Here is a 25,107-nt window from a genome sequence, read left to right on the forward strand (position 1 = left end):
GCCATGACGCTGATCGAGGCGCTGCCCTGGCTGGAGCGCTTCCACGGCAAGACCGTCGTGATCAAGTTCGGCGGCAACGCCATGGTGGACGAGGACCTCAAGGCGGCCTTCGCCCAGGACGTGGTCTTCCTGCGCTACGCCGGCCTGCACCCCGTCGTCGTGCACGGCGGCGGCCCGCAGATCAGCGCCCAGCTGGACCGGCTCGGCCTGGAGTCCTCGTTCACCAACGGCCTGCGGGTCACCACCCCCGAGACCATGGACGTGGTCCGGATGGTGCTGGCCGGCCAGGTCCAGCGCGAACTGGTCGGGCTGCTCAACAGCCACGGCCCGTTCGCGGTCGGCATGACCGGCGAGGACGCCCACACCATGACCGCGGTCAAGCGGTACGCGGTGGTGGACGGCGAGCAGGTCGACATCGGCCTGGTCGGAGACATCGTCAACATCGAGGCCGGCGCCGTGAAGGCGCTGATCGCCGACGGCCGGATCCCGGTGGTCTCCTCGATCGCCCGCGGCACCGACGGCCACGTCTACAACATCAACGCCGACACCGCCGCCTCCGCCCTCGCGGTCGCGCTCGGCGCCGAGATGCTCGTCGTCCTCACCGACGTCGAGGGCCTCTACAAGGACTGGCCGAACTCCGACGACGTGATCAGCCAGCTCAGCGCGAGCGAACTGGAGGAGCTGCTGCCCGGCCTCGCCTCCGGCATGCTCCCCAAGATGGAGGGCTGCCTGCGCGCCGTCCGCTCCGGCGTGGGCACCGCCCGCGTCCTGGACGGCCGGGTGCAGCACAGCCTGCTGCTGGAGATCTTCACCGACGAGGGCATCGGCACGATGGTCGTGCCGGACGACGAAGCGACCGTGACCGGGGGACTGGCATGACTTCCAACGCGCGACTCACCGACCGGTGGCAGCACTCCTTCACCGACAACTACGGCACCCCGCGGATCCCGCTGGTCCGCGGCGAGGGCGCCAAGCTCTGGGACGCGGACGGCAAGGAGTACACCGACCTGCTCGGCGGCATCGCCGTCAACGCCCTCGGCACCGCCCACCCGGCGGTCGTCGAGGCCGTCACCCGGCAGATCGGCACCCTCGGCCACGTCTCCAACCTCTTCATGGCCGAGCCGACCATCGCCCTCGCCGAGCGGCTGCTGAAGCTCTCCGGCCGCGACGGCCGGGTCTTCTTCTGCAACTCCGGCGCCGAGGCCAACGAGGCCGCGTTCAAGATCAGCCGGCGGACCGGCCGCACCCACCTCGTCGCCCTCCAGGGCGGCTTCCACGGCCGGACCATGGGCGCCCTCGCGCTCACCGGCCAGCCCGCCAAGCAGGCGCCGTTCCAGCCGCTGCCCGGCGACGTCACCCACGTCCCCTTCGGCGACGTCGAGGCGCTGCGGGCCGCCGTCACCACCGAGACCGCCGCCGTCTTCCTGGAGCCGATCCAGGGCGAGAACGGCGCGATCCCGCTGCCCGAGGGCTACCTGACCGCCGCCCGCGAGATCACCCGGGCCACCGGCACCCTGCTGGTCCTGGACGAGATCCAGACCGGCATCGGCCGCACCGGGTACTGGTACGCCCACCAGGCCGTCGAGGGCGTCGAACCGGACGTCGTCACCCTCGCCAAGGCGCTGGGCGGCGGGCTGCCGATCGGCGCCGTGCTCGCCTTCGGGGACGCCGCCGAGCTGCTCACCCCGGGGCAGCACGGCACCACCTTCGGCGGCAACCCGGTGGTCGCCGCGGCGGCGCTCGCGGTGCTCGACACCATCGAGTCCGAGGGCCTGCTGGAGCACGTCCGCAAGCTCGGCGACCGGCTGCGGCACGGCATCGAGGCGATCGGCGACCCGCTGGTCTCGCACGTGCGCGGGGCCGGGCTGCTGCTCGGCATCGTGCTCACCGAGCCGGTGTCCGCCCGGGTCCAGGCGGCCGCGCAGGAGGCCGGCTTCCTGGTGAACGCCGCCGTTCCGGACGCCGTCCGGCTCGCTCCGCCGCTGGTGCTCACCGAGCAGGAGGCGGACGCCTTCCTGGCCGCGCTGCCGGAGATCCTCCGGACGGTGCGGGAGAACGCCCCGGCCGATGCGAGCCGAGCGTAGTCCGGGAGAATAATCACATGACCGTTCCCAACTCCGGCCAGTCCGCCGCCGGCCCGACGCCGCAGGTCCCGCAGACCCGCGCCGCGCGCCACCGGCGAATCGTGGACCTGCTCACCCGCCAGCCCGTGCGCTCGCAGAGCCAGCTCGCCAAGCTGCTCGCCGACGACGGACTGGTGGTCACCCAGGCCACCCTCTCGCGGGACCTGGACGAGCTGGGAGCGGTGAAGATCCGCAACCGGGACGGCGCGCTCATCTACGCCGTCCCGGCCGAGGGCGGCGACCGCACGCCACGCGCACCGATGGGCGAGTCGGCCAGCGAGGGCCGGATGGCCCGGCTGGCCGGCGAGCTCATGGTCTCCGCCACCGCCTCCGGCAACCTCGTGGTGCTGCGCACACCGCCGGGCGCCGCCCAGTTCCTGGCCTCCGCGATCGACCAGGCCGAGGTCTTCGAGATCATCGGCACCATCGCCGGGGACGACACCGTCCTGCTGATCAGCCGTGACCCGTCCGGCGGCCAGGCCCTCGCCGACCACCTGATGCAACTCGCGCAGGCCAAGGCCCAGTAGTCCTCCTGTGGGCCCGGTGATCCGGGCCCACAGCCGTACCCGGACACGACCCTCGGCGGACTCCCGGCCGGGGGTTTTGAGTTTCATACGGTGTAGTGCATACTTATGCCTATCGCCGTAAACCTGTTCGCACAGTTGTGAAGGAGAAAGCCGTGACCGAGCGCGTCGTACTCGCCTACTCGGGCGGTCTGGACACGTCCGTCTGCATCGGCTGGATCGCCGAGGAGACGGGCGCCGAGGTCATCGCCGTCGCCGTCGACGTCGGCCAGGGCGGCGAGGACCTGGACGTCATCCGCCAGCGCGCGCTGGACTGCGGTGCCGTCGAGGCCGAGGTCGCGGACGCCCGCGAGGAGTTCGCCGACGAGTACTGCCTCCCGGCCCTCAAGGCCAACGCCCTCTACCAGGGCCAGTACCCCCTGGTGTCCGCCCTCTCCCGGCCGGTCATCGTCAAGCACCTGGTCGCCGCCGCGCAGAAGCACGGCGCCACCACCGTCGCCCACGGCTGCACCGGCAAGGGCAACGACCAGGTCCGCTTCGAGGTGGGCATCAACTCGCTCGCCCCGAACCTGAAGTGCATCGCCCCGGTCCGCGACTACGCGATGACCCGGGACAAGGCGATCGCCTTCGCCGAGTCCAAGGGCCTGCCGATCGCCACCACCAAGAAGTCCCCGTACTCGATCGACCAGAACGTCTTCGGGCGGGCCGTCGAGACCGGCTTCCTGGAGGACATCTGGAACGCCCCGATCGAGGACGTCTACGAGTACACCCAGGACCCGGCCGCCCCCCGCGAGGCCGACGAGGTGATCATCACCTTCGACGCCGGCGTCCCGGTCGCCGTCGACGGCCGCAAGGTCACCGTCCTGCAGGCCATCGAGGAGCTGAACAAGCGGGCCGGCGCCCAGGGCATCGGCCGCCTCGACATGGTCGAGGACCGGCTGGTCGGCATCAAGTCGCGCGAGATCTACGAGGCCCCCGGTGCGATCGCCCTGATCACCGCCCACCAGGCCCTGGAGAACGTCACCGTCGAGCGCGAACTCGCCCGCTACAAGCGGCAGGTGGAGCAGCGCTGGGCCGAGCTGGTCTACGACGGCCTCTGGTTCTCCCCGCTCAAGCGCGCCCTGGACGGCTTCGTCAACGAGGCCAACCAGCACGTCTCGGGCGAGATCCGGATGGTCCTGCACGCGGGCCGGGCCGTCGTCAACGGCCGCAAGTCGGACCAGTCGCTGTACGACTTCAACCTCGCCACCTACGACACCGGCGACACCTTCGACCAGTCGATGTCCAAGGGCTTCATCGAGATCTTCGGCATGTCCTCGAAGATCGCCGCCCGCCGCGACCTCGCCTGAGCCACCCCTCCCCGGGCCCCGGCCGACCCACCTCGCGGCCGGGGCCCACCCCTCACCGACCCCCTCACGTGCAAGGAGCCCGAGCGATGCCTGCCGACCAGAACGCCGACGTCCGACTCTGGGGCGCGCGCTTCGCCGACGGCCCGTCCGAGGCGCTGGCCAAGCTCTCCGCCTCGGTGCACTTCGACTGGCGCCTCGCGCCGTACGACATCGCCGGCTCCAAGGCCCACGCCCGGGTCCTGCACAAGGCCGGCCTGCTCAGCGAGGCCGAGCTCGACGGCATGCTGGCCGGGCTCGACCAGCTGCTCGCCGACGTCGAGGCCGGCACCTTCACCGGCACCGTCGCCGACGAGGACGTCCACACCGCGCTGGAGCGCGGCCTGCTGGAGCGGCTCGGCGCCGAACTCGGCGGCAAGCTGCGGGCCGGGCGCTCGCGCAACGACCAGATCGCCACGCTCTTCCGGATGTACCTGCGGGACCACGCGAAGATCATCGGCGGGCTGGTGCTCGACCTCCAGCACGCCCTGGTGGGCCTGGCCGAGGAGCACCCGGACACCGCCATGCCGGGCCGCACCCACCTCCAGCACGCCCAGCCCGTGCTCTTCGCCCACCACGTCCTCGCGCACGTGCAGGCCCTCAGCCGGGACGCCGAGCGGCTGCGCCAGTGGGACGCCCGCACCGCCGTGTCGCCGTACGGCTCCGGCGCGCTGGCCGGCTCCTCGCTCGGCCTCGACCCGCAGGCGGTCGCCGCGGACCTCGGCTTCGAGCGCGGTTCGGTCGGCAACTCCATCGACGGCACGGCCTCGCGCGACTTCGTCGCCGAGTTCGCCTTCGTCACCGCGATGATCGGGATCAACCTCTCCCGGATCGCGGAGGAGGTGATCATCTGGAACACCAAGGAGTTCGGCTTCATCACGCTGCACGACGCCTTCTCCACCGGCTCCTCGATCATGCCGCAGAAGAAGAACCCGGACATCGCCGAGCTCGCCCGTGGCAAGTCCGGCCGTCTGATCGGCAACCTGACCGGCCTGCTCGCCACGCTCAAGGCGCTGCCGCTCGCCTACAACCGGGACCTCCAGGAGGACAAGGAGCCGGTCTTCGACTCCTGCGACACGCTGGAGGTGCTGCTCCCGGCCTTCACCGGCATGATGGCCACCCTCACCGTGCACCGGGAGCGGCTGGAGGAGCTGGCCCCGGCCGGCTTCTCGCTCGCCACCGACATCGCCGAGTGGCTGGTCAAGCAGGGCGTGCCGTTCCGGGTCGCGCACGAGGTGGCCGGTGCCTGCGTCAAGGTCTGCGAGCAGCAGGGCATCGAGCTGGCCGACCTGACGGACGAGCAGTTCGCCGCGATCTCCGAGCACCTCACTCCCGAGGTGCGGTCCGTGCTCAGCGTCCACGGCGCGATCGCCTCGCGCAACGGGCGCGGCGGCACCGCCCCCTCGGCGGTCGCCGTCCAGCTGGCCGAGGTCAAGGCCGACCTGGCGCGCCAGGAGGAGTGGCTCCAGGGCTGAGGCCGGGGCCGGCCCGAGGGCCGCGGGAGGGGCGTGGCGGACCGGCCGTCGCGCCCCTTCCGCGTGCGCGCGACCGGCCGGCCGTAACCGCTCCGGCCGACGGCCGGTCATGCACGGTATGTGCACCAACGTTCCGTCCGTCCCCTCCGCCGAGGACGAGGTGTTCGCCGCCCTCCGGCGCCGCCTGGTCCGCGAGGCGGTGGCCGCCCTGCCCGGCCGCTGCCCGCAGTTGGTCGCGGCCCTCGCCGAGGACCCGCCGCCCACCTACCGCGAGCTCTCCGAACGCCTCGGCATGCCGCGCGGCTCCATCGGCCCCACCCGCTCCCGCTGCCTCGCCTGCCTGCGCGCCCTGCTCCACGCCGAGCGCCACGGCTGACCGCGGCCTTCCCCGCCGTGGGCACCCGCGCCGTGGGCACCCGCGCCGTGCGCACCTCCGCCGTGCGCACCGCCGTCGTACGCGCCCGCGCCGGACGTGACCTCGGCCACGTCCGGCGGCCGGGAGGTTGAGAGCAGCTGACACAGGGGTAGAGCGCTGGCGAACGTAGCTCCTGACGGCCGTGCGAGCGCTTGAACCCGGGCGTGAGCGCGCCGCCGGCGCCGTGGACCCGATCCGGGCCCCGCGGCTGGTACGTTCGTGCGCCACCCCCGGTCAGGGCAGATCCCCGGCCGGGGCACCTCCGGCAGGGCATCCGGTGCGGCACCCTCACGTTTGCGCGCCGGGCACGACGATGGGGAGGCCCCAGCACATGGGCATGAGCGTGATCATCTCGGCGGCGGACGCCGATGACGCGGAGCAGATCCTCAAGCTCCAGTACCTCGGCTACCAGAGCGAGGCCGAGCTCTACGGCGACTGGACCCTGGAGCCGCTGACACAGACCCTGGAGAGCCTGCGCGGCGAGCTGAGCGAGCAGCAGTTCCTGGTCGCCCGCCTCGGCGACGAGGTGGTCGGCACGGTGCGCGGCCGGATCGACTCCGACGGCATCGCCCGGATAGGGCGTCTGGTCGTCCACCCCCGGATGCAGCGGCACGGCCTGGGTGGCCGCCTGCTGGAGGCGCTGGAGCGCCGCCTCGCCGAGGACGGCCGCCCGCTGACCGCCTACCGCCTGTTCACCGGCCACCGCAGCCTCGGGAACCTGCGCCTCTACGCCCGCCAGGGCTACCGCCAGACCGCCGTCGAGCAGGTCAACGGCCGGCTCAGTCTGGTCCACCTGGAGAAGTCCGCCGACGCCGAGCTCGCCGCCTCCGCCTGACCCCGCCCGGCCGCCCCATCCGGCCCGGCACCGCCACCATTCGGACGATCCGGAGGCGGTGCTGGGCCGTATCGTTGCAGGTGGCGGCGTTGTGTGTCCGCATTGCGGACGCCGGATGCAAAGAATTGGGCGCAAATCCGCCCATCTGATTTACTGGCTCACATGACTGCGACGACGAACTGCACCCCCACCGGCACCCTGCCGGCAGGTGAGCGTGCCATGTGTCGTCGAATGTGTCACTGCTGAGGGCCACCGCCTCACCGCTCGCGCCCCGAAGCGAGACCCCGCCGCCCGCGCCCCGCGCGAGCGCCCCGCCTGCCAGCAGCGCAACCCCCCTCCCTCCGCCTGCCCGTCCACGGGCCGGTGGCGCTCCCTGACGACCCGCAAGGGCCACGCCGTCGCGCGGCCCGACACCGCCCGGCGGTGACGGTCCAGGGCTGGCAGGTCCGGATCCCCCTGGCGCAACGCCGTCCTCGCCGTCGACCGCAACCCGGTCCGGCGGCCGCACGCCGTCCGTCCCCGACCCACGGAAGCACCTGTGATCACCACCACGGACCTCACCAAGGTCTACCGCTCCCGCGGCCGCGAGGTGACCGCCCTCGCCGGCGTCGACCTGCACGTCCGCCCGGGCGAGGTCTACGGAGTCGTCGGCACCAGCGGTGCCGGCAAGTCCACCCTCATCCGCTGCGTCAACATGCTGGAGCGCCCCAGCTCCGGCACCGTCACCGTGGACGGCGTCGAGCTGACCGCGCTCCCCGGCGGCGAGAACCGCGCCGGCAAGGAGCTGCGCGAGGCCCGCCGCCGGATCGGCATGGTCTTCCAGCACTTCAACCTGCTGTCCTCCCGCACCGTGCAGGAGAACGTCGAACTCCCGCTGGAGATCATCGGCCTGGACCGCACCGAGCGCCGCCGCAAGGCCGCCGAGCTGCTCGACCTCGTCGGCCTCGCCGACAAGGCCCGCAGCTACCCGGGCCAGCTCTCCGGCGGCCAGAAGCAGCGCGTCGGCATCGCCCGCGCCCTGGCCGGCGACCCCAAGGTGCTGCTCTCCGACGAGGCCACCTCGGCGCTCGACCCCGAGACCACCCGCTCCATCCTCAAGCTGCTGCGCGACCTCAACCAGCAGCTCGGCCTGACCGTCCTGCTGATCACCCACGAGATGGACGTCATCAAGTCCGTCTGCGACTCCGCCGCCCTGATGCGCGGCGGCAAGGTGGTCGAGTCCGGCGCGCTGACCGACCTGCTCGCCCAGCCCGGCTCCGAGCTCGCCCGCGAGCTCTTCCCGCTCAGCGAGTTCGGCACCGGCCACCCCGGCGGCACCGTGCTGGAGATCACCTTCCAGGGCGACAGCTCCGCCCGGCCCTTCGTGTCCCAGCTCGCCCGCACCTACCAGATCGACATCAACATCCTGGGCGCGGCCGTCGAGACCATCGCCGGCCGGATGGTCGGCCGGATGCGGGTCGAACTGCCCGGCAGCAGCGCGGACAACGTGGTGCCGATCGGCTTCCTGCGCGAACAGGGCCTGCAGGTGGACGTGATCGGCGCGGACGGCGTCGACGTGGCGAGCGGAGCGGTGGCATGACCTGGGACCAGATGCAGGAACTGATGTGGCCCGCCACCTGGGAGACCCTCCAGATGGTCGGCGTCGCCACGGCCGGCACCGTCCTGCTCGGCCTGCCGCTGGGCGTCCTGCTCGTCGTCACCGACAAGGGCGGCCTGCTGCAGAACCGGCCGGTCAACAAGGTGCTCGGCGCCGTCGTGAACATCGCCCGCTCGGTGCCGTTCATCATCCTGATGATCGCCCTGATCTCCTTCACCCGCTGGCTGGTCGGCACCTCCATCGGCTGGCAGGCCGCGACCGTGCCGCTCACCATCGGCGCGATCCCGTTCTTCGCCCGGCTGGTCGAGACGTCCGTCCGCGAGGTGGACCGCGGCCTGGTCGAGGCGGTGCAGTCGATGGGCGGCTCCACCTGGACCATCGTCCGCAAGACCCTGCTGCCCGAGGCCCTGCCCGGCCTGGTCGCCTCCGTGACCACCACGGTCATCACGCTGATCAGCTACTCGGCCATGGCCGGCGCGGTCGGCGGCGGCGGCCTCGGCACCCTGGCCATCAACTACGGCTACTTCCGCTTCGAGACCGCCTTCATGTGGACCATCGTCGCCGAGCTGGTGATCATCGTCACCCTCGTGCAGCTGCTCGGCGACTGGGCCGTCCGCGGCCTGGCCAACCGCGGCCGCACCGGAGGCCGGACCCGCCTGCTCCGCCCGCGCGGCGGCACCCCCGCCGCCCCGGCCGCGCCCGACGAGGACCTCGTCACCCCCTAGACCACCCGTCGTCCGCACCGGACGCGGTTCCCCGTACCACGCAGAAAGGCACTTTTCGTGCGCAACGCCCTGAAGTTCACCAGTGTCCTCGCCACCGCCGGCATCGCCCTCTCGCTGGCCGCCTGCGGCAGCTCCGGCTCGTCCGGGTCCTCCGACCCGAACGCCGCGCTGACAGTCGTCGCCAGCCCCACCCCGCACGGCCAGGTCCTCAAGTACGTCAAGGACAACCTGGCGGAGAAGGCCGGCCTCAAGCTCACCATCAAGGAGGTCACCGACTACGTGACCCCCAACACCGCGGTGCAGGACGGCTCGGCCGACGCCAACTACTTCCAGCACGTGCCGTACCTGGAGGACTTCAACAAGAAGCACGGCACCCAGATCGTCTCCGTCGGGACGGTCCACCTGGAGCCGCTGGGCGTGTACTCGAAGAAGGTCAAGGCCATCGGCGACCTCGCCAACGGCGCCACCGTCGGCCTGCCGAACGACGCCACCAACGAGGGCCGCGCGCTCAAGCTGCTCGCCGACAACAACATCATCACGCTCAAGGCCGGCGTCGGCACCGGGGCCACCCCCGCCGACGTCACCGGCAACCCGAAGAACCTCAAGTGGAAGGAGCTGGAGGCCGCCCAGCTGCCCCGCTCCATCGACGACCTCGACGCCGCCGTCATCAACGGCAACTACGCCCTCGACGCGGGCCTCAAGCCCAACGGCGACTCGCTGGTCCTGGAGAAGGCCGAGGGCAACCCGTACGCCAACATCCTCGCCGTGAAGCAGGGCAAGGAGAACGACCCGCGGGTCAAGAAGCTCGCCGAGCTGCTCCGCTCGCCCGAGGTCAAGAAGTACATCGAGGACAACTTCAAGGGTTCCGTGATCCCCGCGTTCTGATTCCCTGTTCTTGATCCCCGTGTGCTGATCCCCGCGTTCCGGCACCCGCGCCCCGACCCGGGAGCACGGCCCCGCACGCCCACGACCGGGCCCCCGCCGCTGACCGGCGGGGGCCCGGTCGGGCAGTATGCACCAGTGACGCCCTGACAGACCGTGTTCTGACGTACCGTCGTCCGGTCCGCGCACCGCGTGACACCGGGGGCACCGGCGAGGCGTACGGTGTGTCCACGACCCGGCGAGGAGAGACGGCATGGCAGCGAGCTTCCCCGAGACCGCCATCAGCACCGAACGGCTGGTGCTGCGCCCCCTTGCGGAGGACGACGCCCCCGGCCTCGCCGAGATGATGGCCGACGAGCTCGTGCTGGCCTGGACCGACCTCCCGCACCCCTTCACCGAGGCGTACGCCGCCGAACTCGCCCGCACCCTCGCCCCCGCCCACCGCGCGGCCGGCCACGGCATCGTCTTCGCGGTCACCGAACACCTCACCCAGCGCCTCGTCGGCCTGGTCGAACTGCGCAACACCGACTGGCGGCTGCGTTCCACCGAGATCGCCTACGTCACCGCCCCCTGGGCGCGCGGCGAGGGCTACGCGCCGGAGGCCGTCCTCGCCGTCGCCCAGTGGCTCTTCGAGGACCGCGGCTTCCTGCGGCTGGAGATGCGCACCGCCGCCGGCAACACCGCCGCCCAGCAGGTCGCCCAGAAGATCGGCGGCATCAGCGAGGGTGTGCTGCGCAGCGCCTGGATAGTGCGCGGCGAGTCCGGCGAGATGACGGTCGGGGCGCCTCCCGGCCGCCGGGCCGCAGGAGAGAGCCGCAGCGACCTCATCCTGTGGAGCCTGCTGCCGGAGGACATGGAGAGTCCGGCGGACCACGGGGCCGGCCGCCGGCCCGGCGACCACCGGTACGTCCTCCGCGACTGACCCGCGCCCGCGCCCGGGCCGGCGCGTGCCGGCCTGCTCGGCGCGCCCCGCCCGTCGGGTCCACGGGCGGCGGACATGTGTGCGAGATGTCGGCGCCCAGGGGATGACACCCGGTAGCCTCTGCACCGGCGCCGCACGCGGGCGCAGCATGTCGGCGCACCGAGGCGAGGGAGAACGGCCGCAGATGGCTGACCGGATCACGGTCATCGGGTGGGACGGCACACCGCTGACCGAGGCCGCCGGCGCGGCCCTGGCCGCGGCGACCCTGGTGGCCGGCGCCCCCTACCAGCTCAGCGCCCTCCCGGTGCCGTCCGGCGCCGAACGGATCGCCCTCGGCGACATCCGGCTCGCCGCCCGCCGGATCGCCGAGCACCGCGGCGCCGCCGTCGTCGTCGCCGAGGGGGACCCGGGCTTCTTCGGTGTCGTCCGCACCCTGCGCCGCCCCGAGTACGGCCTCGAACTGGAGGTCCTGCCCGCCGTCTCCTCGGTCGCCGCCGCCTTCGCGCGGGCCGGCATGCCCTGGGAGGACGCCCAGGTGGTCAGCGCCCACGGCGGGCGGCTGCGCCGCGCGGCCAACATCTGCCGGGCCAACCCCAAGGTCGCCGTGCTCACCGCGCCCGGTGCCGGGCCCAGCGAACTCGCCCTGATGCTGCGCGGGGTGCACCGCACCTTCGTGGTCTGCGAGGCCCTCGGCACCCCCGAGGAGGACGTCACCGTCCTCACCTCCGACCGGGTCGCCGACCACATCTGGCGCGACCCCAGCGTGGTGCTCGTGATCGGCGGCAACAACAGCGGCAACAACGGCGGCCCGCGGACCGGCACGGCCGGCGAGGCGGCCGGCTGGCTGGCCGGGCGCCCGGTCGGCTTCCCCGGCGCGGACCGCGGCTGGGCACTGCCCGCCGACGCCTACGCGGGCGCCGGGCGCGCGGAGGACGCGCCGGGCGCATCGGAGTCGCTCCCCGCGCACGCGCGCGCCCTGGTGCTGGCCCGTCTGGGTGCCCGTCCCGGCGACCTCGTCTGGTCGGTCGGCGCGGGCAGCGGCGCCCTCGCCGTCGAGGCCGCCCGCTTCGGCGCCGCCGTGGTCGCCGTCGAGGCCGACCGCTCCGCCTGTGCCCGCGTCGCCGTCAACGCCCGCCGCTACGGCGTCGAGGTGGAGACCGTCCACGGCGGCGGCCCGGAGGTGCTCGGCGGCCTGCCCGAGCCGGACGCCGTCGTCGTCGAGTCCGGCGGCACCCCGGTGGTGCGCGCCGTGCTCGCCCGCCGCCCCGAACGCTTCGTGGCCGTGGCCCGCACCTTCGCCGAGGCGGAGGAGATCCGCCGCGCCATCGGCGAGGCCGGCTACCGGCCCGACGGCGCGCTGCTCCAGGCCGCGCCGCTGGCGGCGGACGGCGCGGGCGCGCTGCGCCTGGGCGCGGGGGAGCCGGGCGTGCTCCTGCTCTGGGGTGAGCAGATCGTGTGAAGACGAAGCGCCTCCGGCGGCGTCCGGCGGGTGGCGCCGGGTGGCACATCCGGTGAGGGTTGCGGCCCGGTCCCGGTGGTCCGGTGACGATCCGGTGCGGATCCGCCCCGCCGGCGGTGGTGCGCCGGGGGACGGGGGGCGCGCGAAGCGGTGATCCAGGTCGCATCCGGACACCGATTCGAGAGGCGGTGGCGCCGGGCCGGTAGTGTGGCGTCCGGGACGGCGGCGGCGTCCGCGAGCCCGCCCGATCCGGTCGGTTTGTCGCCTTTTTGACGTGATGCAAGCCGGTACGGCTCGGAGTGTGGGCAATTCGACGGGCCGCGTGCCGGACCTGGAGAATGCCGTAGGGTCCGGTGCGGTCGTGCCGGTTGCCCCGGCTTGTCGTTGTTTCAGATGACGCGCCGCCCCTCGCGGGTGGTGCGCGGGCCGGGGTGCCGCAGCGCGCCGGAAGGACGTCGGCCGCAGCGCCTCGGGCGCGGCGGCCGTGTGTGGTTGAGGGGCGGGCCGGTGCAGGCCCGGCCCGTGCGGATGGGCGCTGCGGTCGGTGATCGCGTCGCCAAGGGCGCGGCAGCGGCCTGGAAGGAGCTTTGACATGACCGATGGCGGCCACGTCCCGAACGAGGGACTGCCGGAGCACCTGCTCGCCGGGTCCGACCCGCTCGGCGGCCCGGAGGGCGTCGCGGCCGTCGCACCCGTGCAGGGCGTCGCCCCCGTGACGGGTGTCGCGATGGACGGCGGTGTGATCCCGGCGCCCGCGATGCCGAACGGCGCGATCCCGAACGGAGCGGTCCCGAACGGCGGGATGCCGGTCGGCGGGGTGCCGGTCGGGGCGGTGCCGGGGAACGGCGTGCCCGGCGCGGTGCCGTCGGCCACCGGCATGGTGCCGCCGCAGGGCTTCCCCGGTCAGGCGCAGCCGCTCGGCACGCCCGGCTACGGCGTCCCGGTCGTCGGTGCGGCCGGCGCGCCCGTCGCCGGCGTGCCCGGTGAGGGCTGGGCGGCCGACCAGGGCGCGCCGGGCCCCGCCTTCCACTTCCTCGACGAGCCCGACCAGCCGGACCCGCTCGACGACGAGGACGACGTCCTGCTGATGCCCGGCCCGCAGGGCTCCTGGGGCGAGCCGGTCGCCGCCGTCCCCGCCGAGCCGGGGGCCGAGCAGCACGGCGCCGAGCCGCGGGGCGTGCCCGGTACCCCGGTCGAGCCGTCCTGGCCGCCGCTGGAGCCGCCGGTGCTCGGCGCCGCCGACCAGGCCGCGCAGCAGCACCCGGGGCAGCCGCAGGTTCAGCCGCTGCAGGCCCAGGGCCAGCCCCTCCAGGCCGTTCCGCTCCAGGCGCAGGGCCAGGACGCGCTGACGGCGGCTCAGCAGCCGCGCCGGCCGCTGCACGCCGGCCCGCCGATCCCGGACCCGTCGCTGATGACCGGCCAGGTGCCGGTCCGCTCGCTCGCCGACCGCGGCCCCTCGCAGGGCGGCACGCCCGCCCACGGCATCCCGGTCGTCGTCGGCCAGCCGGAGCCGCAGGCCGCCGTGCCCGTTCAGGCTCAGCCGGTGTCGCAGGCGGGGCCGCAGCCGGTCCAGGGCGTCCAGCTGGTCCAGGAGGTGCCGCAGATGGTCGGGGCCATCGAGGTCGTCGAGGTGGCGGAGGCCGCCGAGGTGACCGAGGCCGCCGGGGCCGCCGGGGCCGTTCCGGCCGCGGAGCCGGTGACGGTCGAGCCGGTGGCCGCCGAGGCCGCCGTGGCGGAGGCCGTCGTCGCCGAGGCGGTGGCGGAGCCCGTCGCCGAGCCGGCCGCCGAGGCCGTCGTCGCCCTGCCCGTCGAGCAGCCGCACGTGCAGCCGGTCGAGCCTGCCCAGGCCGGGGCCCAGGAGGCCGCCGCCGAGGCGCCCGTGGCCGAGGCCGCCGCGGCTGCCGAGGCCGTCGCCGCCCCGGCCGAGCAGCCGCAGGCCGGTCAGCCGCGCCGGATCTCCGCCTTCCTCGCCGCGCCCGCCCCGCACGGTCTCCCGCAGGTCGAGGCGACCGAGCCGGCCCAGGCCGCCGAGCCGGTCCAGGCCGTCGCCGAGGGCGAGGCGCCGCAGCCCGCCCCCATAGCGCCCGCCGAGCAGCCCGGGGCGCCGGCGGCCGAGCCGGCCCAGGACGCGGTACCGGCCGAGGGCGCCGCCGCCGTCGCCGAGGCCGAGGTCCGGCCCGAGGCCGCCGCCGAGACGGCGGCCGGCACCGGTGAGATGCCGTCCGGCCAGGCCGTCGCCGCACCCGAGGGCGAGCCCGGGGCCGGAGCCGGGGCGGAACAGCCGCAGGAGGCCACGCCGGCCGGGGCCGCCGCTCCCGAGGCCGTGACGCCCGAGGCCGCACCGGAGGCCGTCACCGAGGCGCCCGCCGCCGTCGCGCCCGAGGCCGCCGCCCCGCAGCCCGAGGCCGGCGCCGACGCGCAGCCGGAAGCCGCCCAGGGCGCCGAGGCCGTCGTCGCGGAGGCCCCCGTGGCCGAGGCCGCACCGGAGGCCGTCACCGAGGCGTCCGCCGACGCCCCCGCCGAGGCTTCCCCGGCCGCGCAGGCCGCCCCGGAGCCGGCCGCGCAGGCCGCCCCGGAGCCGGCCGTCGAGCCGGTCGCCGAGCCGGTCGCCGAGCCGGCCGTCGAGGCGGTCGCCGGGACCTCCGAGGAGGCCGCCCAGGCGCCCGCCGAGGAGCCCTCCGCCGAGGACCTCGCCCCCGAGGAGCCCGCCGAGCCGCGCGGCCCCGCCGCCCCCGCCTTCGACGAGAACGGCCGCGAGGCCGTCCACCAGGTCATCCGGGAGCGCCGCGACATCCGCAACGGCTTCCGTCCGGACCCGATCCCGCACGAGGTGCTGATCCGCGTCCTGGAGGCCGCCCACACCGCGCCCAGCGTCGGCTACTCCCAGCCGTGGGACTTCGTGGTGATCCGCTCGGCCAAGACCCGCCGCAAGATGCACGAACTGGCCGAGCGCCAGCGCGAGGCGTACGCGGACTCGCTGCCCAAGGGCCGGGCGAAGCAGTTCAAGGAAATCAAGACCGAGGCGATCCTGGAGACGCCCGTCAACATCGTGGTGACCGCCGACCGCACCCGCGGTGGCCGGCACACCCTGGGCCGCCACACCCAGCCCCAGATGGCCCCGTACTCGGCCGCCCTCGCGGTCGAGAACCTCTGGCTGGCCGCCCGCGCCGAGGGCCTCGGCGTCGGCTGGGTGAGCTTCTTCGACGAGGACGAGATGGTCCGCGAGCTCGGCCTGCCCGAGCACCTGGAGGTCGTCGCGTACCTCTGCGTCGGCTACGTCGACGCCTTCCCGGACGAGCCCGAGCTCCAGCAGCAGGGCTGGGCGAAGAAGCGCCCGCTGTCCTGGGTCGTCCACGAGGAGCAGTACGGCAACCGCGCGCTGCCCGGCGAGGAGCCGCACAGCCTGCTCTCCGAGACCCTGCGCGGCATCCGCCCGCTGGACGCCAAGGCGCTCGGCGAGGCCTGGGACCGCCAGAAGCGGATGACCAAGCCGGCCGGCTCGCTCGGCATGCTGGAGATCATCTCCGCCCAGCTGTCCGGTCTCTCCCGCAAGTGCCCGCCGCCGATCCCCGAGTCGGCCTGCGTGGCGATCTTCGCCGGCGACCACGGCGTGCACGCCCAGGGCGTCACCCCGTGGCCGCAGGAGGTCACCGCCCAGATGGTCGGGAACTTCCTGGCCGGGGGAGCGGTGGTCAACTCCTTCGCCAAGCAGATCGGCACCGAGGTCTGCGTGGTGGACGTCGGCGTCGCCGCCGAACTGCCCCACGCGATCCAGCAGGGCCGCACCACCGGCCTGCTGCCGCGCAAGGTCCGTCCCGGCACCGGCGACATGACCCAGGGCCCGGCGATGACCCGCGAGGAGGCCCTGAAGGCGATCGAGGTCGGCATCGAGACCGCCCGCGACCTGGTCGCGGCCGGGAACAAGGCCCTGGTCACCGGCGACATGGGCATCGCCAACACCACCGCCTCCGCCGCCCTGATCTCGGTCTTCACCGGCCTCGACCCGGCCGAGGTCACCGGCCGCGGCACCGGCATCGACGACGAGACGCACGCCCGCAAGGTCGAGGTGATCCGCGCCGCGCTGGCCCTGCACCGGCCGGACCCGTCCGACCCGATCGGCGTCCTCTCCGCCGTCGGCGGCCTGGAGCACGCCGCGATCGCCGGGTTCCTGCTCGGCGCCGCCTCGCTGCGCACCCCGGTCATCCTGGACGGCGTGATCGCCGGCTCGGCCGCGCTGGCCGCCAAGGCGATCGCCCCCGAGGTGCTCGCCGCCTGCATCGCCGGCCACCGCTCCGCCGAGCCCGGCCACCAGGCCGCGCTGGCCAAGCTCGGCCTGCGCCCGCTGATCGACCTCGACCTGCGGCTCGGCGAGGGCACCGGTGCCCTGCTGGCCCTGCCGCTGGTGCAGAGTGCGGCCCGGGCGATGCACGATGTAGCCACGTTCGACTCCGCCGGGGTCACCGAGAAGGCCTGACGCCTGCCCGCACCGCTCCGTGTACCGGCCCGAGGGCGCGCCGGTACGCGGAGCGGTGCCGTACCCCCACCACCCTCACCCCCGATCAGGAGCACCGCCCATGACCGCGCCCAACCCGCACCCCGGTACCGAGGGCCGCACGCCCTACCCGGTCGGCCTGTTGCTCGCCGGCCGCCGCGTCGTCGTGGTCGGCGGCGGCCACGTCGCCCAGCGCCGGCTGCCCGCCCTCATCGCCACCGGTGCCGACCTGCACCTGATATCGCCGACCACCACGCCCGCCGTCCAGGCCATGGCCGACGCCGGCGAGCTGACCTGGCACGAGCGCCGCTACCAGGACGGCGACCTCGCGGACACCTGGTACGCCCTGGTCGCCACCGACGACCCGGAGGTCAACGCGGCGGTCAGCGCCGAGGCCGAGCGCGAGCGGGTGTTCTGCTCCCGCAGCGACGACGCGGCCGCGGCCACCGCCTGGACGCCCGCCAGCGGCCGCGACGCGGGCGCCACCGTCGCCGTCCTCACCGGCGACCCGCGGCACTCCGCCGCGCTGCGCGACTCCATCGTGGACGGCCTGCGGGACGGCTCGCTGGCCGCCCGCCAGTACCGCGCGCACGGCGCCGGCGTCGCCCTGGTCGGCGGCGGCCCGGGCGACCCGGACCTGATCACCGTCCGCGGCCGCCGGCTGCTGGCCGACGCGGACGTGGTGGTCGCCGACCGCCTGGCCCCGCGCGAGCTGCTCGCCGAGCTGCCGGAGCACGTCGAGGTGATCGACGCCTCGAAGATCCCGTACGGCCGGTTCATGGCCCAGGAGGCGATCAACCGCACCCTGATCGAGCACGCCAAGGCCGGCAGGTTCGTGGTCCGGCTCAAGGGCGGCGACCCGTACGTGTTCGGACGCGGCGGCGAGGAGCTGCTGGCCTGTGCCGAGGCCGGGCTGCCGGTCACCGTGGTCCCGGGCATCTCCAGCTCGATCAGCGTGCCGGCCGCGGTCGGCGTGCCGGTCACCCACCGGGGGATGACGCACGAGTTCACCGTGATCTCCGGCCACGTCGGCCCGGACGACGAGCGTTCGCTGACCAACTGGGAGGCCGTCGCGCGGATGAGCGGCACCCTGGTGCTGCTGATGGCCGTCGACAAGATCGGCGCGATCGCGGCCAAGCTGGTCGAGTGCGGCCGCCCGGCCGACACCCCGGTGGCCGTCGTCCAGGAGGGCACCACCGCTGCCCAGCGCCGCGTGGACGCCACCCTCGCCACCGTCGCCGCCACCGTCGAGGCCGAGCAGATCAAGCCCCCGGCCGTGATCGTCATCGGCGACGTCGTCAACGTCCTGGCCGCCGCCTTCCAGCACTGACCCGCCGGGCCGGCGCCGGCAGCCCCTTGAGGGCGGCCGCAGCCTCCTGGGCGCGTCCCCTGAGCGCGTCCCTGGGCCAGTCCCCCGAGCCCGTCCCCTGGGCCCGTCCCGCACGGTGCGACGTGCGACTTCGCCCAGTGCGCTGGAGCAGGAAGTCGGCCCGGCCGACTTCCTGCTCCAGCGCCTCCCGCGGCTCCGGCTACTCCAGCGGCTGCTCGGTCCAGATCACCTTCCCGGTGGCCGTGTACCGCGTCCCCCAGCGGTCCGCGAACTGGGCGACCAGGAACAGCCCGCGCCCGCCCTCGTCCGTGGTCGCCGCGTACTTCAGGTGCGGCGAGGTGCTGCTCGCGTCCGACACCTCGCAGATCAGCGCCCGGTCCCGGAGCAGCCGCACCCGGATCGGCCCCGACCCGTACCGGATCGCGTTGGTCACCAGCTCGCTCAGGATCAGCTCGGTCACGAACGCCGCCTCGTCCAACCCCCACTGCGCCAGCCGCTCGGCCACCGCCGCCCGCACCACGCTCACCGCCGCCGGGTCGGACGGCACGTCCCACTCCGCCACCTGGTCCGGCGCCAGCACCCGGGTCCGCGCGACCAGCAGCGCGATGTCGTCCTGCGGATGCGCCGGCAGCATCGCGCCCAGCACGTCCGCGCAGGTCTGCTCCGGCGTCCGCGGCGGCCCGGTCAGCGCCGCCCGCAGCAGCTCCAGCCCCTCGTCGATGTCCCGCTCGCGGTCCTCCACCAGCCCGTCCGTGTACAGCACCAGCCGGCTGTCCTCCGCCACCTCCAGCTCCGCCGTCTCGAACGGCAGCACCGCCAGCCCCAGCGGAGGCCCGGTCGGCAGCTCCGGGAACACCACCCGGCCGTCCGGACCGACCAGCGCCGGCGGCGGGTGCCCGGCACTCGCCAGCGTGCAGCGCCGCGACACCGGGTCGTAGATCGCGTACAGGCAGGTCGCCCCGGTCACCGCGGCCGCACCGCCGGTCGCCGACTCCTCCTGGTCTATCCGGTTCACCAGGTCGTCCAGGTGCCCCAGCAGCTCGTCCGGCGGCAGGTCGAGCGTCGAGAAGTTGTGGATCGCCGTCCGCAGCCGCCCCATCGTCGCCGCCGCGTGCAGGCCGTGCCCCACCACGTCGCCGACCACCAGCGCCACCCGGGCGCCCGGCAGCGGGATCACGTCGAACCAGTCCCCGCCCACCCCCGCCTGTGCGGGCAGGTACCGGTGCGCCACGTCCAGCGCGTTCTGCTCCGGCAGGCTGCGCGGCAGCAGGCTGTGCTGCAGCGTCACCGCCATCGCGTGCTCCCGGGTGTACCGGCGCGCGTTGTCGATGCACACGGCGGCGTGCGACACCAGCTCCTCGGCCAGCGCCAGGTCGTCCTCCTCGAACGGCTCCGCCCGGTCCGCCCGCCAGAACCGGGCCACCCCCAGCAGCACCCCGCGCGCCCGCAACGGCACCCGGACCAGCGAGTGCACCCCGTACTCCAACGCGTGGGCCGCGCCGTCCGGGTCCTGCTCGCGCCACGCGTGCGTCTCCGCCAACCTGGGCTCCAGCGCCGGCTGCCCGCTGTCCAGCGCCCCGGCGAGCGGCGTCGACGGCCTGACCTCCAGCACCGTGCCCACCGGGTAGAACGGCGAGTCGCCCCGGACGCCCTTGAACGCCGCCCGGCGCATCCGCCCGATCGCCAGCCCCGGCGGTGGCTCCTCGCCCTCCAGCACCTGCTCGGCGAGGTCGACCGTGACGAAGTCGGCGAACCGCGGCACCGTCACCTGCGCCAGCTCCTCGGCCGTCCGCGTCACGTCCAGCGTGCTGCCCACCGTCACGCCCGCGTCGTACAGCAGCCGCAGCCGCCGCTGCGCCACCTCGGCCCGGCCGGAGAGCGCCAGCAGCTCGGTGGAGTCACGCAGCGTGGCGACGCAGCCCGGCGGGCCGCCGTCCCGGTCGGTCAGCCGGACGTTCACCGCCAGCAGCCGCTCACCGGCCAGCACCACCTCGTCGGTGACCGGCCGGTTGGCGGTCAGCAGCTCCTCGGGAGCCGGGTCCAGGCCCAGCTCCGTCACCGGACGGCCCTCGGCATCGGCCGGCAGGTCCAGCAGGCGGCGCGCCTCGTCGTTGCACAGCAGCAGCCGCCCGTCGCCCGCGACGATCAGCACGCCCTCGCGCACCGCGTGCAGCACCGCCGCGTGGTGCTCGTACATCCGCGTCATCTCGGCCGGGCCGAGCCCGTGGGTCTGCCGCCGCAGCCGCCGGCTGATCAGCGCCGTGCCGCAGGTCGCCAGCCCCAGCGCCACCGCGGCCGCGCCCAGCACGACCGGCAGCTGCCGCTCGCTGGCGCTGCTCACGTTGGCGATCGTGATGCCCGACGACACCTCCCCGACCACCTGGCCGTCCGGCGCGCGCACCGGCACGATCGCCTGGACCAGCGGCCCGATCGTGCCGTTGACCTGCTCGGTGACCACCTGGCCCTGCACGGCGGGCTCGTAGTTGCCGACGAACTTCTGGCCGATCCGGGCCGGGTTGGGGTGGGTGTAGCGGATGCCGTCGGTACTGAGCACGACGACGAAGTCCACGCCCGCGTTGACCCGCGCCGCCTGCGCGTGGGGCTGGAGGATCGCGGTCGGGTCGGGGGAGCGCAGCGCCTCCACGATGCCGGGCGAGTTGGCGAAGGTCTGCGCGACCGCCACCGACCGGTTGGTCGCCTCCTGCCGGGCGTCGTTGCGGGACTGCACCACCAGCGCGACCACGGCGGCCGCCACCAGCAGCAGCACCACCAGGACTTGCAACGCGAAGACCTGCCCGGCGACGGACCGGCGCTTCACCGGCCTCGGCCGAGCTGTTCGTGGCTGCTGGTGCCGACCGTGTGGGCGCCCACCGGAGGAGTCGGCGGTGCCTGTGGCACGGGAAGCGGTGGTGGAGCCAGAAGCACCAGAAGCCGACGGAGCCCATGATCGGCCCGAAAAACGGGCCATACGTCATATTTGCACTCTGCGTGCCGACGGGCCAAGGCCAACCACACCCCACCGCTCCGCCGTTTGGCCTTCCCCACCCCGACTTGGCAAGATCGCAGGGTGTCCGAACCCCGCACCATCACCGACCCCGCCGACCCGCGCCTCGCCGACTACACCGGCCTGACCGACGTCGAACTGCGCCGCCGCCGCGAACCCGCCGAGGGCCTGTTCATCGCCGAGGGGGAGAAGGTCATCCGCCGCGCCCTCGCCGCCGGCTACCGGATGCGGTCGATGCTGCTGACCCCCAAGTGGCTGGACGTGATGGCGGACGTGATCGCCGAGGCCGAGGCGCCCGTCCACGTCGTCGAACCCGCTCTCGCCGAGGCCGTCACCGGGTACCACGTCCACCGCGGCGCCCTCGCGTCGATGGAACGCAAGCCCCTGCCGGACGCCGCCGCGGTCCTGGCCGGCGCCCGCCGGGTGGCCGTGCTGGAGGGCCTGGTCGACCACACCAACCTGGGCGCGATCTTCCGCAGCGCCGCCGCCCTCGGCATGGACGCGGTGCTGCTCTCGCCCGACTGCGCCGATCCGCTGTACCGGCGCGCGGTCAAGGTCTCGATGGGGGCCGTGTTCGCCGTCCCGTACGCCCGGCTCGACCCCTGGCCGGCCGCCCTCGACACGGTCCGGGCGGCCGGCTTCAGCCTGCTCGCCCTGACCCCGGCGGACACCGCCGTCGACCTCGGCACCCTGGCCCCGAACCGCCTCCCCAAGGCCGCCCTGATGCTCGGCGCCGAAGGCGACGGCCTCACCCGCCACGCCATCGCCGCCGCCGACCACCCCGTCCGCATCCCCATGGCCCACGGCATCGACTCCCTCAACGTCGGCGCCGCCGCAGCCGTGGCCTTCTACGCCGTCACCGCCCCCTGACCCCACCCCCACCAAGGCCGCCGCCCGCTTCCCCGTGCGGGGGGCCTGCCGCGTCGGCCTCACCCTGGCTTACCTCCCGCCCACGCCGCCACGCGGACCTCGGCCTCCTACGCCGTCGCCGCCCCCTTGACCCCACCCCGCAGCGAGGCCGCGCCCGCTTGCGCAGGAAGTCGGCTCGGCCGACTTTCCGTGCGGGTCCCTGCTGCGGTGTCTTCACTTCGGCGGGCGTGCCGCCAGCACCGGCCCGGCGCAGCCGCAGCCTCCCCCCGCCATCGCCGCCCCCTTGACCCCACCCCGCAGCGAGCCCGCCGCCCGCTTGCGCAGGAAGTCGGCTCCGCCGACTTTCCGTGCGGGCCCCGGCCGGGTGGGCGAGTGGGAAGTCGGGTCGGCCGACTTCCTGTGCGGGGAGCTTGTCGTGGTGGCTTCACCTTGGCGGGCGTGCCGCCAGCACCGGCCCGGTGCACCCGCAGCCTCCCACGCCGTCACCGTCCCTTGACCCCACCCCCGCCGACTTTCCGGCGTGCCGCGGTGACTTCACCTTGGCGGGCGTTTCGCCAGCGTCGGCCCGGCGCAGTCGTGTTTTCTACGTTGTCGCCGCCGCCCCCTGAGCTGGCCTCCAGCGGGCGGATGCGGGCTTGCGCTGGAAGTCGGCTCCGCCGACTTTCCGTCCGGGCCCTGGCCGGGGGAGTGGGAAGTCGGATCGGCCGACTTCCTGTGCGCGGGCGTGCTGCGGTGGCTTCACCTTGGCGGGCGTTCCGCCGTCGTGGCTTCCTACGTCGTCGTCGCCCCACTTGACCACGCCCACAGCGGCCGCCGCCCGCTTGCGTAGGAAGTCGGCTCGGCCGACTTTCAGTGCGGGCCCCGGCCGGGTGGGGGAGCGGGAAGTCGGACCGCCCGACCCCGTGCGGGCCCCTGCTGCGTGTCTTCATCTCGGCGGGCGTTACGCCAGCGTCGGCCTGCCGCAGCCGCAGCCTCCTACGTCCCTGCCGCCCCTTGACCCCACCCGTTAGCGAGGCCGCTCGGCTCGGCCGATTTTCCGTGCGGGGCCGGGTGGGGAGTGGGAAGTCGGGTCGGCCGACTTCTTGTGCGGGGAGCTTGCCATGGTGGCTCACCTTGGGCAATCTGCCAGCGTCGCTCTGTGGCGGCCGTGGCCTTCTACGTTGTCGCCGCCGCCCCTGAGCTCGCCTCCAGCGGGGCGGCTGCGGGCTTGCGCTGGAAGTCGGTTCCGCCGACTTTTCGTGCGGGCGTGGGGGGTGTGTGGCGGGGGAGTGGGAGGTCGGGTCGGCCGATTTCCTGTGCGGGAGCTTGCCGTGGTGGCCTTGCCTTGGCGGGCGGTCTGCCGGCGTCGGCCTGGCGCAGCCGCAGCCTCCCACGCCGTCGCCGCCCTCTGACCCCACCCCGCCGACCTTCCGCCTGGGCCCTGGCCGAGGATTGGAAGTCGGATCGGCCGACTTTCTGTGCGCGGGCCTGCTGCGGTGGCTTCACCTTGGCGGGCGTTCCACCGGCGTCGGCGCGCCACGGCCGTGGCCTCCTACGTCGTCGCCGCCCCACCCTGAGCTCGCCCTCAGTAGCCTCCGCTCGGTTGCGCTGGAAGTCGGTTCCGCCGACTTTCCGTCCGGGCCCTGGCCGGGGGAGTGGGGAGTCGGGTCGGCCGACTTCTGGTGCGGGGGTCTGCCGTGGTGGCTTCACCTTGGCGGCAATCTGCCAGCGTCGCTCTGTGGCGGCCGTGGCCTTCTACGTCGTCGCGGCCCCCTGGCCTTGCCGCCAGCGAGGCGGCCGCGGGCTTGCGCTGGAAGTCGGGTCGGCCGACTTTCCGTGCGGCGCCGGCGTGCAGTCGCCTCTCGGGGGCCGCCCGCTGTCAGCTGGTGGGGGCGGTCGGGGGTGCGGGGGCTGCGGCGGGGGGCGGGGTGACCGTGAGGGTGGGGGCGCCGGGCCAGGACTCCTCCAGGGTGCCGTCTGACCGGACCGTGTAGCGGGTGGAGGTGGTGGCCCCGGTCTGGGCGCTGCGCTCCTCCCGGACGAGCGCGCCGTTGTCGAGCCGCCAGGTCGCCGTGGCCAGCGGATCCGCGGCCGAGGAGCGCGACGTCAGCGGCACGGGCGCGTCCCCGTTGAAGCCGAACAGCTGGACCAGGTCGGCCGGCACCGAGCCCTCGGCCCGCCGCAGCACCACCAGCGCGGCAGGCGCGCCCTTGAAGCGGGCCGGCAGTACGGCGCTCAGCGCGACCTGCGGCCCCGGCCCGGCCGCGCGGCCGTCCCGCAGCGCGATGGCCGGGCCGCCGGCCGGATCGGGGTAGCTGCGGTTCGGCCAGTCGACGGTGGGCCCGGGCCCCTGCGCGGGCGCCAACGCCTCACCGGCCGGGACGCCGCCGCGGGCCGCCGCTGCCAGCGGCGTCGGCGACTGCGGCGCGGGCGACGGGGCGGCCCCGTCCACCGACTGCCCGCCGCCGGCACCCGGCTGGTCGGCCGGTGCGGACGCCGCGGTGACCGCCGTCCCGCTGCCGGCCGGGCCACGCCCCTGGTCGCTGCGGTTCTCGCAGCCCTGCGCCGCGGCGATGGCCAGCGCCACACCGAGCGTGACCGTGACGAAGACGATGAGCCGCTGCCGCAGCAGCCGCTGCCGCGCGGTGCCGGGACGGCCACCGGGGACCGGCGTGTGCTGCCGGTCCCGGCCCCGCCCGCGCGGCCGGTCGCCGCCCGGCCGTTCCCCGCGCGGCCGGTCCGTCCGCTGCGGCTCCCGCTCGCGCGGCCCCGCCGACCCGCCCGGCCCGCCGGCCCGCCCGGGCGGCGGGGTGTGCGGACGCTCGCGCATCGGCCGGGTGGCCTGCGCCGACTCGGCCCGCGGCATCGGTGTGGTCGCCGCCTGCCCGGAGTGGCCCTGCGGCCGACGCTGCGCCGCTCCCCGGGCGCCGGGCCGGGCACCGGGGTGGACGCCCGGGTGGGCGCCCGGGTGGGCGCCCTGCGGCCCGCCGGCCCGGCCACCGACGGGCACCCCCTGGTGCCCGCCCGCCTGGACGCCCGGCCCGCCCGGCCCGCCGACGTGCCCGCCCGGGTGCCCGACGCCCTGCGGCC

Annotated in this window: 17 protein-coding genes and 1 pseudogene; 16 read left to right on the forward strand and 2 right to left on the reverse strand. The window is 74.8% G+C overall.

Annotated features, from left to right (window positions below):
• Positions 1-3: 3 nt before the first annotated feature.
• From argB to cobA, 14 genes are all read left to right on the forward strand, one after another.
• Positions 4-879 (forward strand): acetylglutamate kinase, encoded by an 876-nt coding sequence (gene argB / locus ACFVHB_RS30975; protein WP_380328864.1) that lies wholly within the window; start codon positions 4-6, stop codon positions 877-879.
• Entirely contained in the window at positions 876-2,084 is a 1,209-nt protein-coding gene (locus tag ACFVHB_RS30980) for an acetylornithine transaminase (RefSeq protein ID WP_380328830.1), read from the forward strand. Before argB ends, ACFVHB_RS30980 begins: the two co-directional genes overlap by 4 nt.
• A 17-nt stretch (positions 2,085-2,101) precedes the next feature.
• A complete protein-coding gene (locus ACFVHB_RS30985) occupies positions 2,102-2,650 on the forward strand; it encodes an arginine repressor (RefSeq protein WP_380328832.1) in 549 nt (182 codons plus the stop codon).
• 152 nt (positions 2,651-2,802) lie between these two features.
• Positions 2,803-3,996 (forward strand): argininosuccinate synthase, encoded by a 1,194-nt coding sequence (locus ACFVHB_RS30990; RefSeq protein WP_380328834.1) that lies wholly within the window; start codon positions 2,803-2,805, stop codon positions 3,994-3,996.
• A gap of 86 nt (positions 3,997-4,082) precedes the next feature.
• Positions 4,083-5,507, forward strand: coding sequence for an argininosuccinate lyase (gene argH / locus ACFVHB_RS30995; RefSeq protein WP_380328836.1), 1,425 nt, complete (start codon positions 4,083-4,085; stop codon positions 5,505-5,507).
• A 118-nt stretch (positions 5,508-5,625) separates the two neighbouring features.
• The gene (locus ACFVHB_RS31000) at positions 5,626-5,883 is read left to right on the forward strand and encodes a hypothetical protein (protein WP_380328838.1); all 258 of its coding nucleotides are present in this window, start codon (positions 5,626-5,628) and stop codon (positions 5,881-5,883) included.
• A gap of 370 nt (positions 5,884-6,253) precedes the next feature.
• Entirely contained in the window at positions 6,254-6,757 is a 504-nt protein-coding gene (locus ACFVHB_RS31005) for a GNAT family N-acetyltransferase (protein WP_380328840.1), read from the forward strand.
• Positions 6,758-7,295: 538 nt separating this feature from the next.
• Positions 7,296-8,336, forward strand: a complete 1,041-nt coding sequence (locus tag ACFVHB_RS31010; protein WP_380328842.1) for a methionine ABC transporter ATP-binding protein — start codon at positions 7,296-7,298, stop codon at positions 8,334-8,336.
• Positions 8,333-9,079 carry a methionine ABC transporter permease gene (locus ACFVHB_RS31015; protein ID WP_380328844.1) on the forward strand — a complete coding sequence of 249 codons (747 nt, stop codon included), beginning with the start codon at positions 8,333-8,335 and terminating at the stop codon, positions 9,077-9,079. Before ACFVHB_RS31010 ends, ACFVHB_RS31015 begins: the two co-directional genes overlap by 4 nt.
• A gap of 57 nt (positions 9,080-9,136) precedes the next feature.
• The gene (locus tag ACFVHB_RS31020) at positions 9,137-9,964 is read left to right on the forward strand and encodes a MetQ/NlpA family ABC transporter substrate-binding protein (RefSeq protein ID WP_380328846.1); all 828 of its coding nucleotides are present in this window, start codon (positions 9,137-9,139) and stop codon (positions 9,962-9,964) included.
• Between the two features lie 250 nt (positions 9,965-10,214).
• Positions 10,215-10,883, forward strand: coding sequence for a GNAT family N-acetyltransferase (locus tag ACFVHB_RS31025; RefSeq protein WP_380328848.1), 669 nt, complete (start codon positions 10,215-10,217; stop codon positions 10,881-10,883).
• A gap of 184 nt (positions 10,884-11,067) precedes the next feature.
• The gene (gene cbiE / locus ACFVHB_RS31030; protein ID WP_380328850.1) at positions 11,068-12,342 is read left to right on the forward strand and encodes a precorrin-6y C5,15-methyltransferase (decarboxylating) subunit CbiE; all 1,275 of its coding nucleotides are present in this window, start codon (positions 11,068-11,070) and stop codon (positions 12,340-12,342) included.
• A 592-nt stretch (positions 12,343-12,934) separates the two neighbouring features.
• Positions 12,935-16,816: a nicotinate-nucleotide--dimethylbenzimidazole phosphoribosyltransferase gene (gene cobT, locus ACFVHB_RS31035; RefSeq protein ID WP_380328852.1), complete on the forward strand. Its 3,882-nt coding sequence runs from the start codon at positions 12,935-12,937 to the stop codon at positions 16,814-16,816.
• Between the two features lie 100 nt (positions 16,817-16,916).
• Complete coding sequence (cobA, locus tag ACFVHB_RS31040; RefSeq protein ID WP_380328854.1) at positions 16,917-18,164, forward strand: uroporphyrinogen-III C-methyltransferase; 1,248 nt, start codon at positions 16,917-16,919, stop codon at positions 18,162-18,164.
• A gap of 199 nt (positions 18,165-18,363) precedes the next feature.
• Here cobA and ACFVHB_RS31045 read toward each other — a convergent pair whose 3' ends face one another.
• Positions 18,364-21,132: a SpoIIE family protein phosphatase gene (locus ACFVHB_RS31045; RefSeq protein ID WP_380328856.1), complete on the reverse strand. Its 2,769-nt coding sequence runs from the start codon at positions 21,130-21,132 to the stop codon at positions 18,364-18,366.
• Positions 21,133-21,231: 99 nt separating this feature from the next.
• On the opposite strand from ACFVHB_RS31045, the gene ACFVHB_RS31050 reads away from it, so the two are divergent.
• Complete coding sequence (locus ACFVHB_RS31050) at positions 21,232-22,038, forward strand: TrmH family RNA methyltransferase (RefSeq protein ID WP_380328858.1); 807 nt, start codon at positions 21,232-21,234, stop codon at positions 22,036-22,038.
• 1,858 nt (positions 22,039-23,896) lie between these two features.
• Here the strand turns inward: ACFVHB_RS31050 and ACFVHB_RS31055 are convergent.
• Positions 23,897-24,883, reverse strand: a complete 987-nt coding sequence (locus ACFVHB_RS31055; protein WP_380328860.1) for a hypothetical protein — start codon at positions 24,881-24,883, stop codon at positions 23,897-23,899.
• A 24-nt stretch (positions 24,884-24,907) separates the two neighbouring features.
• On the opposite strand from ACFVHB_RS31055, the pseudogene ACFVHB_RS31060 reads away from it, so the two are divergent.
• Positions 24,908-25,107, forward strand: a pseudogene (locus tag ACFVHB_RS31060) (FkbM family methyltransferase); the annotation flags it as partial.

The sequence above is a fragment of the Kitasatospora sp. NPDC127111 genome (genome assembly GCF_042677465.1).
Classification (GTDB): Bacteria; Actinomycetota; Actinomycetes; order Streptomycetales; family Streptomycetaceae; genus Kitasatospora.

Bases quoted from the DNA above. Each gene is read 5' to 3' on its own strand.
- cobT (WP_380328852.1), top strand. From the start codon at position 12,935: ATGACCGATGGCGGCCACGTCCCGAACGAGGGACTGCCGGAGCACCTG.
- ACFVHB_RS30980 (WP_380328830.1), top strand. From the start codon at position 876: ATGACTTCCAACGCGCGACTCACCGACCGGTGGCAGCACTCCTTCACC.
- ACFVHB_RS30985 (WP_380328832.1), top strand. From the start codon at position 2,102: ATGACCGTTCCCAACTCCGGCCAGTCCGCCGCCGGCCCGACGCCGCAG.
- argB (WP_380328864.1), top strand. From the start codon at position 4: ATGACGCTGATCGAGGCGCTGCCCTGGCTGGAGCGCTTCCACGGCAAG.
- argH (WP_380328836.1), top strand. From the start codon at position 4,083: ATGCCTGCCGACCAGAACGCCGACGTCCGACTCTGGGGCGCGCGCTTC.
- cobA (WP_380328854.1), top strand. From the start codon at position 16,917: ATGACCGCGCCCAACCCGCACCCCGGTACCGAGGGCCGCACGCCCTAC.
- ACFVHB_RS31015 (WP_380328844.1), top strand. From the start codon at position 8,333: ATGACCTGGGACCAGATGCAGGAACTGATGTGGCCCGCCACCTGGGAG.
- ACFVHB_RS31000 (WP_380328838.1), top strand. From the start codon at position 5,626: ATGTGCACCAACGTTCCGTCCGTCCCCTCCGCCGAGGACGAGGTGTTC.
- ACFVHB_RS31045 (WP_380328856.1), bottom strand. From the start codon at position 21,132: ATGGCCCGTTTTTCGGGCCGATCATGGGCTCCGTCGGCTTCTGGTGCT.
- ACFVHB_RS31055 (WP_380328860.1), bottom strand. From the start codon at position 24,883: ATGCCGCGGGCCGAGTCGGCGCAGGCCACCCGGCCGATGCGCGAGCGT.
- cbiE (WP_380328850.1), top strand. From the start codon at position 11,068: ATGGCTGACCGGATCACGGTCATCGGGTGGGACGGCACACCGCTGACC.
- ACFVHB_RS31005 (WP_380328840.1), top strand. From the start codon at position 6,254: ATGGGCATGAGCGTGATCATCTCGGCGGCGGACGCCGATGACGCGGAG.
- ACFVHB_RS31025 (WP_380328848.1), top strand. From the start codon at position 10,215: ATGGCAGCGAGCTTCCCCGAGACCGCCATCAGCACCGAACGGCTGGTG.